15 protein-coding genes and 1 pseudogene are annotated in these 16,287 nt (G+C 69.3%); 11 read left to right on the top strand and 5 right to left on the bottom strand.

Annotated elements, in window-relative coordinates; translation table 11 throughout:
- Positions 1 to 138 precede the first annotated feature (138 nt).
- The 6 genes and pseudogenes from ACLJOU_RS20410 (at position 139) to ACLJOU_RS20385 (ending at position 4,692) form a co-directional block, all read left to right on the top strand.
- Positions 139 to 492 carry a hypothetical protein gene (locus ACLJOU_RS20410; protein WP_410569231.1) on the top strand — a complete coding sequence of 118 codons (354 nt, stop codon included), beginning with the start codon at positions 139 to 141 and terminating at the stop codon, positions 490 to 492.
- A gap of 46 nt (positions 493 to 538) precedes the next feature.
- Positions 539 to 1,573, top strand: coding sequence for a tryptophan--tRNA ligase (gene trpS, locus ACLJOU_RS20405; protein ID WP_410569230.1), 1,035 nt, complete (start codon positions 539 to 541; stop codon positions 1,571 to 1,573).
- Positions 1,570 to 1,767 (top strand): annotated as a pseudogene (locus ACLJOU_RS20400) (AAA family ATPase); the annotation flags it as partial. The gene trpS and the pseudogene ACLJOU_RS20400, both read left to right, overlap by 4 nt.
- A gap of 315 nt (positions 1,768 to 2,082) precedes the next feature.
- Complete coding sequence (gene yhjD, locus ACLJOU_RS20395) at positions 2,083 to 3,090, top strand: inner membrane protein YhjD (RefSeq protein ID WP_410569229.1); 1,008 nt, start codon at positions 2,083 to 2,085, stop codon at positions 3,088 to 3,090.
- A gap of 58 nt (positions 3,091 to 3,148) precedes the next feature.
- On the top strand, positions 3,149 to 4,258 hold the full coding sequence (locus ACLJOU_RS20390) for an acyl-CoA dehydrogenase family protein (protein WP_410569228.1): 1,110 nt from the start codon (positions 3,149 to 3,151) through the stop codon (positions 4,256 to 4,258).
- Complete coding sequence (locus tag ACLJOU_RS20385) at positions 4,255 to 4,692, top strand: winged helix-turn-helix transcriptional regulator (protein ID WP_410569227.1); 438 nt, start codon at positions 4,255 to 4,257, stop codon at positions 4,690 to 4,692. The genes ACLJOU_RS20390 and ACLJOU_RS20385 overlap by 4 nt, the downstream gene beginning before the upstream one ends.
- On the opposite strand, the gene ACLJOU_RS20380 is transcribed toward ACLJOU_RS20385, so the two are convergent.
- Positions 4,689 to 5,933: a D-alanyl-D-alanine carboxypeptidase family protein gene (locus ACLJOU_RS20380; protein WP_410569226.1), complete on the bottom strand. Its 1,245-nt coding sequence runs from the start codon at positions 5,931 to 5,933 to the stop codon at positions 4,689 to 4,691. The genes ACLJOU_RS20385 and ACLJOU_RS20380 overlap by 4 nt on opposite strands.
- Before the next feature lie 43 nt (positions 5,934 to 5,976).
- Here ACLJOU_RS20380 and ACLJOU_RS20375 point away from each other — a divergent pair, with 43 nt between their 5' ends.
- Together ACLJOU_RS20375 and ACLJOU_RS20370 are read left to right on the top strand one after the other, a co-directional pair.
- Entirely contained in the window at positions 5,977 to 6,216 is a 240-nt protein-coding gene (locus ACLJOU_RS20375) for an SCO4848 family membrane protein (RefSeq protein ID WP_410569225.1), read from the top strand.
- Between the two features lie 63 nt (positions 6,217 to 6,279).
- On the top strand, positions 6,280 to 7,680 hold the full coding sequence (locus tag ACLJOU_RS20370) for a S8 family peptidase (protein ID WP_410569224.1): 1,401 nt from the start codon (positions 6,280 to 6,282) through the stop codon (positions 7,678 to 7,680).
- A gap of 614 nt (positions 7,681 to 8,294) precedes the next feature.
- On the opposite strand, the gene ACLJOU_RS20365 is transcribed toward ACLJOU_RS20370, so the two are convergent.
- The 4 genes from ACLJOU_RS20365 to sdhC are packed head-to-tail and all read right to left on the bottom strand — an operon-like array spanning position 8,295 to position 11,709.
- Positions 8,295 to 9,065, bottom strand: coding sequence for a succinate dehydrogenase iron-sulfur subunit (locus ACLJOU_RS20365; protein WP_410569223.1), 771 nt, complete (start codon positions 9,063 to 9,065; stop codon positions 8,295 to 8,297).
- On the bottom strand, positions 9,065 to 10,819 hold the full coding sequence (gene sdhA / locus ACLJOU_RS20360) for a succinate dehydrogenase flavoprotein subunit (RefSeq protein ID WP_410569222.1): 1,755 nt from the start codon (positions 10,817 to 10,819) through the stop codon (positions 9,065 to 9,067). Before sdhA ends, ACLJOU_RS20365 begins: the two co-directional genes overlap by 1 nt.
- A 28-nt stretch (positions 10,820 to 10,847) precedes the next feature.
- Positions 10,848 to 11,264 (bottom strand): succinate dehydrogenase hydrophobic membrane anchor subunit, encoded by a 417-nt coding sequence (locus tag ACLJOU_RS20355; RefSeq protein WP_410569221.1) that lies wholly within the window; start codon positions 11,262 to 11,264, stop codon positions 10,848 to 10,850.
- 1 nt (position 11,265) lies between these two features.
- Entirely contained in the window at positions 11,266 to 11,709 is a 444-nt protein-coding gene (gene sdhC / locus ACLJOU_RS20350; protein WP_410569220.1) for a succinate dehydrogenase, cytochrome b556 subunit, read from the bottom strand.
- A gap of 665 nt (positions 11,710 to 12,374) precedes the next feature.
- Here sdhC and ACLJOU_RS20345 point away from each other — a divergent pair.
- The 3 genes from ACLJOU_RS20345 to ACLJOU_RS20335 all read left to right on the top strand — a co-directional run bounded on the left by ACLJOU_RS20345 (position 12,375) and on the right by ACLJOU_RS20335 (position 16,256).
- Positions 12,375 to 13,517, top strand: coding sequence for a BMP family lipoprotein (locus ACLJOU_RS20345; protein ID WP_410569219.1), 1,143 nt, complete (start codon positions 12,375 to 12,377; stop codon positions 13,515 to 13,517).
- Positions 13,518 to 13,596: 79 nt separating this feature from the next.
- Positions 13,597 to 15,168: an ABC transporter ATP-binding protein gene (locus tag ACLJOU_RS20340; protein WP_410569218.1), complete on the top strand. Its 1,572-nt coding sequence runs from the start codon at positions 13,597 to 13,599 to the stop codon at positions 15,166 to 15,168.
- The gene (locus tag ACLJOU_RS20335; protein WP_410569217.1) at positions 15,165 to 16,256 is read left to right on the top strand and encodes an ABC transporter permease; all 1,092 of its coding nucleotides are present in this window, start codon (positions 15,165 to 15,167) and stop codon (positions 16,254 to 16,256) included. Before ACLJOU_RS20340 ends, ACLJOU_RS20335 begins: the two co-directional genes overlap by 4 nt.
- The last annotated feature ends 31 nt before the right edge of the window (positions 16,257 to 16,287 follow it).

Below are 16,287 nucleotides of genomic sequence, written 5' to 3'. Positions count from 1 at the left end.
CTCGTGTCCGAGTTGATCAGAACCGACAGGTCTTGACACGCTCGGTAGTTTTCTGACCAGTAGCACGCAACGTCTCACTCGGATGGGTGAGCGTTACTCGCGGGAGGCACTCCGGTGCGCAACCCAGGTCGAACCCTGTTGCGGTCCACCCTGCGCGGTTCCCGCGCGGCCGTGGTGGTCGCGCTCGTCCCGGCCGGCTTGCTCCTGGCCGGCGGCGGCAACGCGTTCGCCGCCGTCACGACGACAGCGCGGGCCGACGCCAACGCGGAGACCTTCGGCCTGCTCGGCCCGGTGGGGCTGGTCGCGGTCGCGCTCGGCATCGTCGGCATGACGCTCGGTGTGCTGCGCCAGCGCCGCAAGACCCGGCTGGCGGAGGCTGCTCCCGCCGTGCCGGAGGTCCCCGACCCGGTGACGGCGATGGCCGAAGCCGTCCTCGGCGAGCCCGAAGCGACGCCGACCCGCCCGTTCCTCACCCAGCGCCCGCACGCCTGAGGGCCCTCGGCGCCCGCCGGTGGTCCCGGCCTGGAAGAATCCTGACGTGTCCGAAGAGCAGACCGTCGCAGCAGAGCGCCGCCCGCGGGTCCTGTCCGGGATCCAGCCGACCGCCGACTCGTTCCACCTCGGCAACTACCTCGGCGCTTTGCGCCAGTGGGTCAAGCTGCAGGACACGCACGAGACGTTCTACAGCGTGGTCGACCTGCACGCGATCACGGTTGAGCAGGATCCGAAGGTGCTGCGCCAGCGCACCCGCGTCTCGGCCGCGCAGCTGCTCGCCATCGGCATCGACCCGGAGCGCAGCGCCCTGTTCGTGCAGAGCCACGTCCCGGAGCACGCGCAGCTGAGCTGGGTCCTGGAGTGCCAGACCGGCTTCGGCGAGGCCGGCCGGATGACGCAGTTCAAGGACAAGTCGGCGAAGCAGGGCTCCGACCGCTCCAGCGTCGGCCTGTTCACGTACCCGATCCTGCAGGCGGCGGACATCCTGCTGTACCGGGCGGACGCCGTGCCGGTCGGCGAGGACCAGCGCCAGCACCTGGAGCTGACCCGCGACCTCGCCCAGCGCTTCAACAACCGGCTCGGCAAGACGTTCGTGGTGCCCGAGCCGTACATCATCAAGGACACCGCGAAGATCTACGACCTGCAGGAACCGACGGCCAAGATGAGCAAGTCGGCGTCGAACGTCAACGGGATCATCGAGCTGCTCGAGGACCCGAAGCGCTCGGCGAAGAAGATCCGCTCGGCGGTCACCGACACCGGCCGCGAGGTCAAGTTCGACACCGAGAACAAGGCGGGCGTCTCGAACCTGCTGACCATCTACTCGGCCCTGACCGACCGCACGATCCCCGACCTCGAAGCGGCGTACGAGGGCAAGGGCTACGGCGACCTCAAGAAGGACCTCGGCGAGGTCTTCGTCGAGTGGGTGACCCCGATCCAGGAGCGCGCGAAGTCCTATTTGGACGATGTCGCCGAGCTCGACAAGGTCCTCGCCGCGGGCGCCGAACGCGCCCGCGAGGTGGCGTCGAAGACGCTGGCGAAGACGTACCAGCGGATCGGGTTCCTGTCACCGGTGCGGTGAAGCCGATCCTCCTGAACGGCCCGCCGGGCAGCGGCAAGTCGACGCTCGCCCGGCGCTACGCCGACGACCACCCACCGGCCCTCGCGCCGGACGTGGACCGCATCCGCGCCATGCTCGGCGGCTGGCGCACGAATCCGGGCGAAGCCGGTCCGCTGGCCCGGGAGATAGCGCTGGCGGCGGCGCGAACGCACCTCGGTCCGTGTGGTGCGCGGCCCGAGCTTCCGACTGTCGTGAACCAGTGCCGGGTTCCCCAGGATGTGCGGCTGTGGGCAGGCCCCGAGAGCACCCCATCGGCCCCGAAAGCAGCCCCCGCCACTCCCAGGGGGGCGTGCCCAAGTCCAGTTTATCGGCACCCCCCGACAAACCTCGTTTTCCCGGCCCGGATCGACCCGGTTCTCCACAACCGACCGGCGCTGTGGACAACCCAGGAGCGACCCAGCCCCCGGGTCGCCTCCCTCACCTGAGCCGCTCGCGTTGCGGGGTGCCGAGGCCGTGGTTAGCGTTTCACGGTGGCGAACGAAGAGAAGGAAAAGCTGCTTCCGCGGTTGCGGCGGAAGTACCCGTGGCTCGATCACCTCATCCGGGCCAACGACGCCTTCACCGAGCGTTACGGCAACCACTACGCCGCCGCCATCACCTACTTCAGCGTTCTCTCCGTCTTTCCGCTGTTCATGGTGGCGTTCGCCGTTGTCGGGCTCGTCGTCAACCACGACCAGACGATCATCCACAAGATCACCGACGGCATCAACAACTCCGTGCCCGAGGGCCTCAAGGACCTCGTCAACGGCATCGTCAAGGGCGCGCTCGACTCCGGCGGCGGGATCGGGATCTTCGGTCTCCTCATCGCCCTCTACTCCGGCATCGGCTGGATGTCGAACCTGCGGGACGCCCTCACCGCGCAGTGGGGCCAGGAAAAACAGCCGCAGCCGATCGTCAAGCAGACGCTCAAGGACCTGCTCGCGCTGATCGGGCTCGGCGTCGCCCTCGTCGTCTCCTTCGCGCTGACCGCCGTCGGGAGCGGGGTCGGGCAGTTCCTGCTCGAACTCGTCGGGCTCGAACACGCCACGTGGGCCGTCGTCCTGCTGCGCGGGGCCACCATCATCCTCGGCCTCGCCGCGAACACCCTCGTCTTCATCTGGGTGATCGCCCGCCTGCCCCGGGAACAGGTGGCGCTGCGCAGTGCCGTCAAGGGCGCCGTCGTCGCCGCCGTCGGGTTCGTCATCCTGCAGCAGGTCGGGTCGATCTACCTGGCCAGCGTCACGAAGTCGCCGTCGGCCGCGCTGTTCGGGCCGGTCATCGGGCTGCTCGTCTTCGCGAACCTCGTCTCCCGCTTCCTCCTGCTCATCACCGCGTGGACGGCGACGGCGAAGGAAAACCAGCGCACGGTCATCGCGCCTCCGCCGCCGGTGCTGCTCGAGCAGAACGTCACCGTGCAACGCGGGCCGGGCCTGGGTGCCGTCGCGGGGGCCTTCAGCGCCGGCGCGCTGCTCGCCTGGCTGGGGCGCCGGAAACCTTGACACCGGCAGCGACAGTAAAGAAACTGAACCGGTAAGAAATCTGAACCGGAGGGGTTTCGTGCTGCTGGACGCCGCCCGCGAGTGTGCCGCCCTCGCCAGGACCCTCGCCCCGGTCACCGAACGCGAGCGGGCCTTGCCGCCCGAACTCGTCGCGAAGCTGACCGACGCGCAGCTGTTCCGGACCGGCGTCCCCGGTCACCTCGGCGGTCCCGAAGCGCCGCCCGCCGTCAGCCTCGAAACGGCCGAGACGATCGCGCGCGGGGACGCCTCGGCCGGCTGGTGCGTCTCGATCGCCATGACGAGCAGCCTGCTCTCGGCGTACGCCCCGCGGACGTGCGCCGAGGAGGTCTTCGGAGACCCGCGCACGGTCGCCGCCGGCGTCTGGGCGCCGCGCGGCACCGGGCGGAAGGCCGACGGCGGGTACGTCGTCACCGGCCGGTGGGCGTTCTGCAGCGGCATTCCGCACGCCGATTGGCTCTTCGCCGGGTTCGTGCACGAGGGCGCCCTGTACGTCGCCGCGTTGCCGAAGGCCGGACTCGAAGTGCTCGACACCTGGCACACCAACGGGCTGCGCGGCACCGGCAGCCACGACTGCGCCGCCGACGAGCTGTTCGTCCCCGAGCACCGCGTCTTCTCCGTCATGGGCGGCCCGCCGCCGGACGCCGTGGCGCTGCACCGGTTCCCGCTCTTCGGCTTCTTCGCGCTGTCGGTCGCGGCCGCCGCGCTCGGCAACGCCCGCGGCGCGATCGACGACCTCGTCGAGCTCGCCTCGACGCGCAAGCCGATGGGCTCCAGCCGGTTGCTGGCCGAACGCTCGGCGACGCAGGCCGCCGTCGCGGAGGCCGAGGCGGCCTTGCGCGCGGCACGGCTGCTGTTCTACGGCAGCATCGACGACGCCTGGCGGGCCGCGCAGGGCACCGAACCGGTGCCGGACGCGCTCAAGCTGGGTCTTCGCCTGGCCGCCACGCACGTGACACGCACTGCCGCGAAGGTCGCCGAAAGCATGTACGACCTCGGCGGCGGCGCGGCGATCTACGAGACTTCGCCGTTGCAGCGCCGGTTCCGCGACGCCCACACCGCGACCGCCCACTTCCAGGTCAACGCGGCCAGCTACGAACTGCCCGGCAAGCTGCTGCTGGGCGTCCCGGCCCGGACGGACCAGCTGTGACCGGCCTCAGCCACCGGTTCACGGCGGACTCGGTCGGCCGCGCGCTCGACCTGGTCGGCGAGCGGTGGAGCCTGCTCATCCTGCGCGAAACCTTCTTCGGCGTGCGCCGCTACGGCGAGTTCGCGCGCAACCTGGCCATCCCGCGCCCGACGTTGTCCGCGCGGCTGAAGACGCTCGTCGACGCCGGGGTGCTCGACCGCGTCGACCCGGTGCCGGAGTACGTGCTGACCCCGGCCGGGCGGGAGCTGTTCGGCGCCGTCGTCACGCTCATGCAGTGGGGCGATCGGTACCTCGCCGGTCCCGAAGGACCGCCGATCCGGTTGCGGCACAAAGACTGCGGCGAGCTCGCCGACGCCGTCGTGGCCTGCCGGCACTGCGGCGGCGAGATCGCCACCGATCGGGTGACGCCGGAGCCGGGGCCCGGTTTCCGCTAGCCCGCGGCCTTCTTGCGCTGGTGCCCGACGACGAACCCGCCGACGATGAGCAGGAACACCACCAGCGTGATGATCCAGCCGGTGACGCCGAACGGGTCCTCCTTCGCCGCCGCAGCGGCCGCGGACGTGCCGCTGTTGCCGGTACCGCCGTCGGCCAGTACGGACGGGTTACTGCCCGACGACGTCGCGGCCGGCGCCTGGTAGGTGATCTGGCCGACCGGCGCGGCGTGGTCGTCCTCCAGCGCGAAGCCGTAGTCGAGCAGCTTCGCCGCCTGGTCGACGACCTTGGTCGGCTTCTGCTCGGCGCGCAGCATGACGACCGCGAGCCGCTTGCCCTTGCGCTGCGCCGCGCCGACGTAGGTGTGGCGGGCGTCGTCGGTGAAGCCGGTCTTGCCGCCGAGGAAGCCGGGGTAGACGCCGAGCAGCTTGTTGTCGTTCCAGATCGGGATGGCGGGCTTGCCGCCGACCGACGGGATTTCGAAGTTCTTCGTCGCGACGACCTGCGCGAACTCCGGCTGCTTCATCGCGTAGTGGAAGATCAGGCTGAGGTCGTAGGCCGAGGTCGACATGCCCGGGCCGTCCAGGCCCGACGGCGTCGCGGCGCGCGTGTCGAGCGCGCCGATCTTCGCGGCCAGCGCGTTCATCTTCCCCACCGCGGAGTCGACCCCGCCGAGCGCCGTGGCGAGCGTGTGCGCGACGTCGTTGCCCGAGTGCATCAGCAGGCCGTGCAGCAGCTGGTCGACGGTGTACTGGCCGCCGGCGACGAGGCCGACGCAGGTGCACTCCTGCTCGGCGTCCTCCTTCGTCGCGACGATCACCTGCTGCGGCTTCAGCTGGGTGACGACGACCAGCGCGAGCAGCGTCTTGATCAGCGACGCCGGCCGCTGCCGCGCGTGCGGGTCCTTCGCCGCGATGACCGCGCCGGTGTCGAGGTCCTGGACCAGCCACGACGCCGCGGTGTTGCCGTCCGGCGGGTTGAGCGCGCCGTTCGGGGTGATCAGGCCGCACTCGGCCATCCGGTCACCGCCGACCGGGACCGCGGGCACCGCCAGCGGCGGCGGGACCTGCTTGCCCGGCGCCGGCTTCTCCGAGGTGTCGACCGGCGGCGGGGGAGCCTGGTGGTTCGCGCACTGGCCCGGCTGCGGCGCCGCGGCCGAGAGCGCCGGGGTGCTCAGGGCCAGGAGGGCGGCGGCGAGCGTGGTCGTGAAGACCTTGAGCGACCGGGAGACAACGGAGTGCACCCACGCAATCTAGCGCCGCGGCCCGCATCGCATACTCAGGGGCATGCGCATGTCACGCGGCACCTCGCTGTTCCTGCTGGTCTTCGGTGTGTGGTCGTGGATCATCTGGATCACCTTCGCCAAGAACCTGTGGGACAGCGACCGGGCCTGGGCCCCCGACGGCTCGCCCACCGCCTACTTCGTGGTGCACGCCGTGCTGACGGTCGTGTCGTTCGTCCTCGGGACGATCATCGGCGTGCTGGGCTGGCGCGGGTTGCGAGCCGCTTCGCGGGTCTCCTCCTGACTTTGGTCGGTGGCGCGGTTCCGGGGGCCGGTTTAGGTTGGCGCCACTGACTCTGGAGGTGGAATGTCCCGTTTACGTCGAATGGCGGCCCCGCTGGTGCTGGCCGTCGGAGGCGGCCTGTTCGCGGCGGCCCCGGCCGCGGAGGCCGCGCCGGTCGCCTGCGACACGACGAGCACGCCCTACACCTACGTCGTGACGTACCAGCCGGGCACCCGCGCGTCGGCCGTCGACCGGGAACTGGCGGCCAAGTGCGGCACGAAGGTGGCCTACTACGCCCCGATCGGTGTCGCGATCGCCAGCTCGCGCAACGCGGACTTCCAGCAGAAGATCGGCGTCTACCGGGCCTACTCGGGCGGCAGGGACGTGGCTTCGGCCGGTTCCGCCGTCGCCGCTCGCTCCCTGGGCGCGGTCCGGACGCTGGAGGACACGCGTTCGACGGCGGCCGCGGGTGACCTGTCGGCCCAGCAGTGGGACATGAAGGCGATCCACGCGCCGGAAGCGAACAAGATCTACCAGGGCAGCCGTTCGGTGACGGTCGGCGTGCTGGACTCGGGCATCGACGCGACGCACCCGGCGCTGCGCAACGCGGTGGACCCCCGTGCCTCGGCGGGCTGCGTGACGGGCGCGCCGGACCCGACCCCGGCGTCCTGGGCCCCGACGACGTCGGACCACGGCACGCACGTGGCGGGCACGATCGCGGGCAAGGACCCGGCGGCGGGCTTCACGGGCATCGCCCCGGGCGTGCGGCTGGCCTCGGTGAAGGTCGTCAACGACGACGGCTACATCTTCCCGGAGTCGGCGGTCTGCGGCTTCGTGTGGGCGGCCGAGCACGGCTTCCCGGTGACGAACAACAGCTACTACGTCGACCCGGGCATGTTCTTCTGCTCGCACGAGGCGGGTGACGCGGCCGCGTACGAAGCCGTCCGGCGCGCGATCGAGTACTCGACGCACCACGGCGTGCTGAACGTGGCCGCGGCGGGCAACTCGGGCTTCGACACGACGAAGCAGACAACGGACCCGAACCGCCCCCACCCGGTGGACTCGACGTGCGGCATCCTCCCGAAGTCGATCGACGGGGTGCTGAACGTGTCATCGGTGGGCTACGCGGGCACGAAGTCGTCGTTCAGCAACTACGGCGAAATCGACGTGACGGCCCCGGGCGGCGACTTCTCGCAGACCCCACCGGAGGGCGCGGGCCCGGCGTGCCCCCTGTCATCAACGGTGTTCGGCGGCCAGTACGGCTCGAAGTGCGGGACGTCGATGGCGTCGCCGCACGCGGCGGGCGTGGCGGCGCTGCTGGCGTCGCGGTTCCGCGGGGCACCGCCCTGGCTGCTGACTCGCATCCTCGAAGGTGAAGCGGACGTGGTGAAGTGCACGGCCACGGAGACCGAGTGCACAGGACCGGCGAAGAACAATTCGTACTACGGCCACGGCCTGGTGGACGCCCTGGACGCGGTCCGCTGACGCAACAAAGCAAAGGAGCAGGGTGGTCATCCCGTCGCCTGAGGCCGTCAAATCACTTTGAGCCGGGCCCGCAACACAGAGCGCACCGCGAGACAGCGACGCAACATTGCGGGCCCGGCTCAAAGTGATAGGCCTCGTTCAGGCGACGGGATGACCACCCAGCGGCCCACCTCTCGAACGGGAGGTGGCAGCGAAGAAAGTGGTCATCCCGGAGCCTGCCCGTCCGGCGAGGACAAATCTTTTGTCTTTTACCGCGGCAGAGGTCTGCCACGGCTTTGCTCTGCCACGGCAGAGGTCTGCCGCTGGTTAGCCCTGGGGAGGCTCTGCCGCGACTCAACTCTGCCGCGACTCAACTCTGCCGCAACTCAGCTCTGCCGTGCCAAGCGGCGGGTCCGACCTCCCCCGCCCCTCCGTTCGGATTTTCGGCCGCCGCTCGGGTTTGTCAAGGCGGGAAAGCGTGCCTTGACAAACCCGATCGGCGGCCAACAGAAGGCAGGGATGAGGGGCGGGGGAGGTCTGGTGACGTCGTTGTCCTCTTGCGCTGCCGGCTGCCTGTTCCTGGACAACAGAAAGGCCCTCCGGCGGAATCGCCGGAGGGCCTTTCTCGTGGGAACTCAGACGCGCTTGAACAGCAGTGCGCGCTTCACTTCCTGGATCGCCTTCGTCACCTGGATTCCTCGTGGGCAGGCGTCCGTGCAGTTGAACGTCGTCCGGCAGCGCCACACGCCTTCGGCGTCGTTCAGGATGTCCAGGCGCTCCTCCGACCCCTCGTCACGCGAGTCGAAGATGAACCGGTGGGCGTTGACGATCGCCGCCGGGCCGAAGTACGAGCCGTCGTTCCAGTACACCGGGCACGACGATGTGCAGGCCGCGCACAGGATGCACTTCGTCGTGTCGTCGAAGCGGTCGCGGTCGGCCTGGGACTGGATGCGCTCGCGCGTCGGCTCGTTGCCGTAGGTGATCAGGTACGGCTTGATCGCTCGGTACGCCTCGAAGAACGGGTCCATGTCGACGTAGAGGTCCTTCAACGTCGTCAGGCCCTTGATCGGGGCGATCGTGATCGTGGTCTTCTTGCCGTCCTTCTCCAGCAGGTCCTTCATCAGGACCTTGCACGCCAGGCGGTTGATGCCGTTGATCTGCATCGCGTCGGACCCGCACACGCCGTGCGCGCACGACCGGCGGAACGAGAACGTGCCGTCGATGTAGTCCTTGACGTAGAACAGCAGGTTCAGCAGCCGGTCGGTGCGCTGGGCCGGCACGTCGTAGGACTCCCAGTGCGGCTCCGAATCCACCTCCGGGTTGAACCGCAAGATCTTCAGCGTGACCGTGATCGGGGTGTGCTCGTCGGAAGCGGCGACATCCGACTCGGCAGTAGCGGTGGTCATCAGTACTTCCGCTCCATCGGTTCGTAGCGGGTGAAGGTCACGGGCTTGTAGTCGAGCCGGATGTCCGAAGACAGCCCCGTGCCCTCCTTGTAAGCCATGGTGTGGCGCATGAAGTTCGTGTCGTCGCGGGTCGGGTAGTCCTCGCGGGCGTGGCCGCCGCGGGACTCCTTACGGGCCAGCGCGCCCACCACCAGCACCTCGGCCAGCTCCAGCAGGAAGCCGAGCTCGACGGCCTCGAGCAGGTCGGTGTTGTACCGCTTGCCCTTGTCCGCCACCGTGATCCGCTGGTACCGCTCCTTCAGCGCCTGGACGTCGGTCAGCGCCTGCTTCAGCGTGTCCTCGGTCCGGTACACCGACGCGTGCGAGTCCATCGTCTGCTGCATTTCCTTGCGGATGTCGGCGACGCGCTCGTCGCCGTGCTCCGACAGCAGGCCCGCGAGCTGCTCCTCCACCAGCTTCGTCGGGTCCGAAGGCAGCTCGACGTGCTCGTGCGCCAGCGCGTACTCCGCGGCGGCGATGCCGGCGCGGCGGCCGAACACGTTGATGTCGAGCAGCGAGTTCGTGCCCAGCCGGTTCGAGCCGTGCACGGACACGCACGCCACCTCGCCGGCCGCGTACAGGCCCGGGATGACGTTTTCGTTGTCCCGCAACGCTTCGCCGTGCACGTTGGTCGGGATCCCGCCCATCACGTAGTGGCAGGTCGGGAACACCGGCACCGGCTCCTTCACCGGGTCGACGCCCAGGTAGGTCCGGGAGAACTCGGTGATGTCCGGGAGCTTGGTCTCGAGGACCTCGACCGGCAGGTGCGTGACGTCGAGGACGACGTAGTCCTTGTTCGGGCCGCAACCCCGGCCCTGCAGCACTTCCTGCACCATCGAGCGCGCCACGATGTCGCGCGGCGCGAGGTCCTTGATGGTGGGGGCGTAGCGCTCCATGAACCGCTCACCCGAGGCGTTGCGCAGGATCCCGCCCTCGCCGCGGACGGCTTCCGAAATGAGGATCCCGAGGCCCGCGAGGCCGGTCGGGTGGAACTGGAAGAACTCCATGTCCTCCAGCGGCAGGCCCTTGCGGAAGATGATGCCGAGGCCGTCACCGGTGAGGGTGTGCGCGTTCGACGTCGTCTTGAAGATCTTGCCCGCGCCGCCGGTGGCGAACACGATCGACTTCGCCTGGAAGACGTGCAGCTCGCCGGTGGCCAGCTCGTAGGCGACGACACCGGACGCGACCGGGTTGCCGTTGTCGTCCTCGGACAGGATCAGGTCGAGCACGTAGAACTCGTTGAAGAACTCCGTGCCGTACTTGACGCAGTTCTGGTAGAGCGTCTGCAGGATCATGTGGCCGGTGCGGTCGGCGGCGTAGCAGGCGCGGCGGACCGCGGCCTTGCCGTGGTCACGCGTGTGGCCGCCGAACCGGCGCTGGTCGATCTTGCCCTCGGGCGTCCGGTTGAACGGCAGGCCCATCTTCTCCAGGTCGAGCACCGCGTCGATGGCCTCCTTGGCCATGATCTCCGCGGCGTCCTGGTCGACGAGGTAGTCGCCGCCCTTGACCGTGTCGAAGGTGTGCCACTCCCAGTTGTCCTCTTCGACGTTCGCCAGCGCGGCGCACATGCCGCCCTGGGCCGCGCCGGTGTGGGACCGGGTCGGGTAGAGCTTGGTGAGGACCGCGGTGCGGGCGCGCTGGCCGGACTCGATGGCCGCGCGCATCCCGGCGCCGCCGGCGCCGACGATCACCACGTCGTACTTGTGGAACTGCATGGAAAAGTCTCCGAGTCGGACGCTGTTGTCAGGTCGCGGGCATGTTCGGGTCGAAGGTGAAGATCACCATCGTGCCGACGGCCAGGATCAGCACCATCGAGACGTAGAGCAGGATCTTCAGCCAGAACCGCGTGCTGTCCTTGCGGGCGTAGTCGTCGATGATGACGCGCAGGCCGTTGCCGCCGTGGATCTCGGCCAGCCACAGCATCAGCAGGTCCCAGAACTGCCAGAACGGCGAGGCCCAGCGGCCGGCGACGAAGCCCCAGTTGATCCGGTGCACGCCGCCGTCGAGGATGTTCATGATCAGCAGGTGCCCGAGCACCAGGATGATCAGCGCCATCCCGGAGATCCGCATGAACAGCCAGCTGTAGAGCTCGAAGTTGCTCCGGCGCGCCGCGGGGCGCTTCGGCGAACGCGGCTTGTCGAGGGTGAGCGACTCGGCCATGTCAGTTACCCCCGAAGAGCATTTCGGCGGTGCGCTTCAGCATGAAGAACGCACCCGGAACCATCACGACGACCCAGACCACGCCGATGACCCAGAGCATCGTCTTCTGGAACTTCGGGCCCTTCGACCAGAAGTCGACCAGCATGACGCGGACGCCGTTCAGCGCGTGGAACAGCACCGCGCCGACCAGGCCGACCTCCAGGAGGTTGACGATCGGCGTCTTGTACGTCTCGATGACCTGGTCGTAGGTGTTCGGCGACACGCGCACCAGCGCGGTGTCGAGCACGTGGACGAACAGGAAGAAGAATGTGAGCACGCCGGTGATGCGGTGCAGCACCCAGGACCACATGCCGGGGTCGCCCCGGTAGAAGGTCCCCTGCCGGCGTGAGGCACCCGCCCGATCGCTCGCCGCCGCCTCTGGGGCGGTGCTCGCCGTGGTGGACATCGGTGAACGGCCTCCAACGTCTGACTATGTGCCCGCCTGACCGTGAGGTCCGCACCATCGTCGTCGTCCACCTGGGACGGCTACGGCGGCAATGCCGAGATCGAGGGTCATCGAGCGTGGATGAAAAGGATGCTAGACCCGCCCCCGACGGACGGCTCACCTCCGGGTTCCTCTCTGTGACGGACCAGACACCTGGGTACACACCGATTGTGTGCGCCGTCACAGCGCGCTGCGTCCACTGTGGACGCGGCGGGGCCCTCGCGGCGCCCTCGCTCGTCCGGCTGACGCTCGATCGGGTGGGCACGGGCGGGGACGGGGCACTGGAACGATTCGGAAGGCGGGGAAGGCCCTTCGTCTCAAGGGGTGATCGGAGTAGTCCACTCCTCGGTCGGCCTGCCACACTGAGTCACGTTGACCGGTATTTCGGCCGTCCCGTCGCCCGGGACTCGACCGAAAGCGACACCGCGTGGGTCATTTGATCACGGTGGGTGTCCAGTTCGTCGCGCGCGCGACTCGTGAGTAAACGTTTGTGTTACGTAGCGTGCCTTTCCTATGGCGCCTTCCGGTCCGGCGGGTACGGTCTGGCGGTCGACCCGGCAGTAGGGCCGGGTCGTGCCCTTGACCATCCGCTGGATCAGCGGGGAGGGAGACACACGTTGCGTCGCATGCGTGGAACCGCGCTGGCCGCCGCGGCCATGGCCGGGGTGCTCACCCTGGCCGGGTGCGCCAAGGATTCCGGCGGTGGTAACAGCTCGAACAACACCGCGGCCTCGACGGGCGGTTCCGACTGCGTCACCGCGCAGAAGCCGCCGGCCGCGCCCGCCGCCGCCAGCAGCTCGACCGCGGCCGGGGCGAAGGTCGACGGCAGCAAGCTGAAGATCGGCCTGGCCTTCGACGTCGGCGGCCGGGGTGACGCGTCGTTCAACGACGCCGCCGCCGCGGGTACCGACAAGGCGAAGTCCGACCTCGGCGTGACGACGGTCAGCGAGAGCACCGCCTCCGCCAGCGAGGCCGAGTCGGCCAAGCAGCAGCGCCTCGACCAGATGGCCTCCTCGGGCCTGAACCCGATCATCGCGGTCGGCTTCGCCTACGCGCCGTCGGTCAAGGTCGTCGCGGCCAAGTACCCGAACACGAAGTTCGCCATCGTCGACGACGACTCGATCCAGCTGCCGAACGTGACGCCGCTGGTCTTCGCCGAGGAGCAGGGCTCGTTCCTGGCCGGCGTCGCCGCCGCGTACAAGAGCAAGAACTGCCACGTCGGCTTCGTCGGCGGTGTCAACACCCCGCTGATCCAGAAGTTCGAGGCCGGCTTCCTGCAGGGCGCGAAGACCGTTTCGTCCAAGATCAAGATCGAGGACGAGTACCTGACCCCGGCCGGTGACTTCTCCGGGTTCCAGGACCCGCCGAAGGGCAACGCGAAGGCCGCGGCCGAGATCGCCAAGGGCGCGGACGTCATCTACCACGCCGCCGGTGCCTCGGGTAAGGGCGTGTTCGACGCCGCGAAGGCGGGCAACGCGCTGGCCATCGGTGTCGACTCCGACCAGTACAACCAGAAGACCGTCGAAGCCGACAAGGACGTCATCATCACGTCCATGCTCAAGCGCGTCGACGTCGCGGTGTTCGACTACGTGCAGGCCGTCGCCAAGGGCGACCTGAGCGGCCTGCCGAAGCGGTTCGACCTCAAGGTCGACGGCGTCGGCTACGCCACCTCGGGTGGCAAGGTCGACGACATCAAGGACGTCCTGGACGGCTACAAGGCCCAGATCATCTCGGGTGCCGTCACCGTTTCGGACAAGCCGCAGAAGTAACTCAGTGCGCGTCGGGGCTCGGAGGATTTTTCCTCCGGGCCCCTCACGCGTTTACACGAGAGACGGAATTCTCCCACCCATGAGCACAGCCGAGGCCCCGGCCGAGGCCGTCCCCGACCGGGGCGCCCCCGCCGTCCAGCTGACCGGGATCACCAAGCGCTTTCCCGGCGTGGTGGCCAACTCCGACGTCAACCTCACCGTCGCCGCCGGCGAGGTGCACGCCATCTGTGGCGAGAACGGCGCCGGCAAGTCCACCCTGATGAAGATCCTGTACGGCATGCAGCCGCCGGACGAGGGCACCATCGCGATCAACGGCGAAGAGGTGAAGCTGCGCAACCCGCAGGACGCCATCCGCGCCGGCATCGGCATGGTGCACCAGCACTTCATGCTCGCCGACAACCTCACCGTCGGCGAGAACGTCTTCCTCGGCGCCGAGGGCCTGCACGGCATCGGCCGCGCCGCCCGCGCGCGGCTGGCCGAGCTCGCCGAGCGGACCGGCCTGCACGCCGAGCCGGAGACGCTGCTGGAGGAACTCGGCGTCGCCGACCGCCAGCGCGTCGAGATCGTCAAGGTGCTCTACCGCGGGGCGAAGATCATCATCCTCGACGAGCCGACCGCGGTACTGGTCCCGCAGGAGGTCGACGCGCTCTTCGGGACCGTGCGGGAGATGAAGGCCGGCGGCTACACGTTCCTGTTCATCTCGCACAAGCTCGACGAGGTCCGCGCGATCGCCGACACCGTCACGGTGATCCGGCGCGGCACCACCGTCGGCACCGCCGACCCGAAGACCATCACCTCCCGCGAGCTCGCGGAGATGATGGTCGGCTCCGAGCTGCCCAGCCCCGAGACCCGCGAGTCCACCGTCACCGACCGGGACGTGCTGCGCCTGACCGGGCTGACGCTCGGCGCCGAGGGTTCGGACCGCAACGCGCTCGACGACGTCACCTTCACCGTGCACGCGGGCGAGGTGCTCGGCATCGCCGGTGTCGAGGGCAACGGCCAGACCGAGCTCGTCGAGACCATCATGGGCATGCGGAAGCCGACCGGCGGCACGATCGAGCTGGTCGACGCCGAGGGGCGGGCCCGGGACATCACCAAGACGGGCACCCTCGCCCGGCGCGAGGCCGGCATCGGCTACATCGCCGAGGACCGCACCCGGCACAGCCTGCTGCTCACGCAACCGTTGTGGGTCAACCGGATCCTCGGCTACCAGACCCGCGAGCCGGTCTCGAAGGGCCAGCTGCTCGACATCGCGGGCGCCCGCGCCGACACCGAGCGGATCGTCCGCGACTACGACGTCCGCACGCCGGGCATCGACGTCCCGGCCGCGGCGCTCTCGGGCGGCAACCAGCAGAAGCTGATCGTCGGACGCGAGCTGTCGGGCCGGCCGGTGCTGCTGGTGGCCTCGCACCCGACCCGCGGCGTCGACGTCGGTGCGCAGGCGCTGATCTGGGAGCAGATCCGCCAGGCCCGCGCCGCCGGCCTCGCCGTGCTGCTGATCTCCGCCGACCTCGACGAGCTGATCGGCCTGTCCGACACGATCCGGGTCATGCTGCGCGGGCGCCTCGTGAGCGAGGCCGACCCCGCCACCGTGACGCCGCAGGACCTGGGCTCGGCGATGACCGGCGCCGGGGAGGGTGAAGAAGAGTGACTTCCTGGCGCACGAAACTGCTGCCGCCGCTGCTGGCGATCGTGTTCGCCGTGCTGCTGTCGGCGATCGCGCTGATCATCTCGGGCGCGGACCCGCTGCAGGCCTACGGCACGATGATCAGCCAGATGTTCAAGGGCTCGACCGCGGTCGACACGGTGAACCTGGCGACCGTCTACTACCTGTCCGGGCTCGCGGTGGCCATCGGCTTCCAGATGAACCTGTTCAACATCGGTGTCGAGGGCCAGTACCGGTTCGCCGCCGTAGTCGCCGCCATCGCCGGCGGCGCGATGAAGCTGCCGCCGGTCATCCACGTGCTCGCGATCCTGCTGGTCGCGATCGTCGCGGGCATGACCTACGCGGCGATCCCGGCGGTCCTCAAGGTGACGCGCGGGGTCAGCGAGGTCATCTCGACGATCATGCTCAACGCGATCGTCGCCGGGATCATCGCCTACCTGATCAACGCCGACCAGTTCGGCGTCCAGACCGGCAACAACATCGGCACCCGCGTGATCGAGCCGTCGGGCCGGATCCCGGGCATCCCGCTCGGCTCCGGCACGCTGTTCGGGTTCGTGGTCATCGCCGCGATCATCGGCGCGGCCTACTGGTTCATGCTCAACCGCACGCGGTTCGGCTTCGAGCTCAAGGCGTCCGGCGAGTCCACCACCGCGGCCGCCGCGGGCGGGGTCAACGCCAAGAAGATGACGCTGATCGCGATGGTGCTCTCCGGTGGCGTCGCCGGCCTGGTCGCCATGCCGGAACTGCTCGGCCGCGACTACACCTACGGCATCACCGCGACCCAGATGTACGGCTTCACCGGCATCGCGGTCGCGCTGCTCGGCCGCAACCACCCCGGCGGCATCGCGCTCGGCGCGCTGCTGTGGGCGTTCCTCGACACCTCCGCGGTGTCGCTGGAGCAGATCAACGTGTCCAAGGAGATCGCGACGATCATGCAGGGCATCATCGTGCTGTCGGTCGTCGTGGCGTACGAGATCGTGCGCCGGGCCGACCTCGCGGCCGAACAACGCCGGGTCGGGCGCGCGCTCGCCGGCCGCAAGGGTTCCTCGGTCGCCGAAGGGGGTGCGGTGTGATCACCGACGTCGCTCCCGAATCCGGCTCGAC

The organism is Amycolatopsis sp. cmx-4-61 (genome assembly GCF_046548775.1).
GTDB lineage: Bacteria > Actinomycetota > Actinomycetes > Mycobacteriales > Pseudonocardiaceae > Amycolatopsis.
This window is presented reverse-complemented; position numbering and strand designations above follow the sequence as displayed.

Excerpts from the sequence above, each read along its gene's own strand:
- ACLJOU_RS20375 (WP_410569225.1), top strand. The coding sequence starts at position 5,977 with ATGCGCATGTCACGCGGCACCTCGCTGTTCCTGCTGGTCTTCGGTGTG.
- ACLJOU_RS20370 (WP_410569224.1), top strand. The coding sequence starts at position 6,280 with ATGTCCCGTTTACGTCGAATGGCGGCCCCGCTGGTGCTGGCCGTCGGA.
- ACLJOU_RS20365 (WP_410569223.1), bottom strand. The coding sequence starts at position 9,065 with ATGACCACCGCTACTGCCGAGTCGGATGTCGCCGCTTCCGACGAGCAC.
- sdhA (WP_410569222.1), bottom strand. The coding sequence starts at position 10,819 with ATGCAGTTCCACAAGTACGACGTGGTGATCGTCGGCGCCGGCGGCGCC.
- ACLJOU_RS20355 (WP_410569221.1), bottom strand. The coding sequence starts at position 11,264 with ATGGCCGAGTCGCTCACCCTCGACAAGCCGCGTTCGCCGAAGCGCCCC.
- sdhC (WP_410569220.1), bottom strand. The coding sequence starts at position 11,709 with ATGTCCACCACGGCGAGCACCGCCCCAGAGGCGGCGGCGAGCGATCGG.
- ACLJOU_RS20345 (WP_410569219.1), top strand. The coding sequence starts at position 12,375 with ATGCGTGGAACCGCGCTGGCCGCCGCGGCCATGGCCGGGGTGCTCACC.
- ACLJOU_RS20340 (WP_410569218.1), top strand. The coding sequence starts at position 13,597 with ATGAGCACAGCCGAGGCCCCGGCCGAGGCCGTCCCCGACCGGGGCGCC.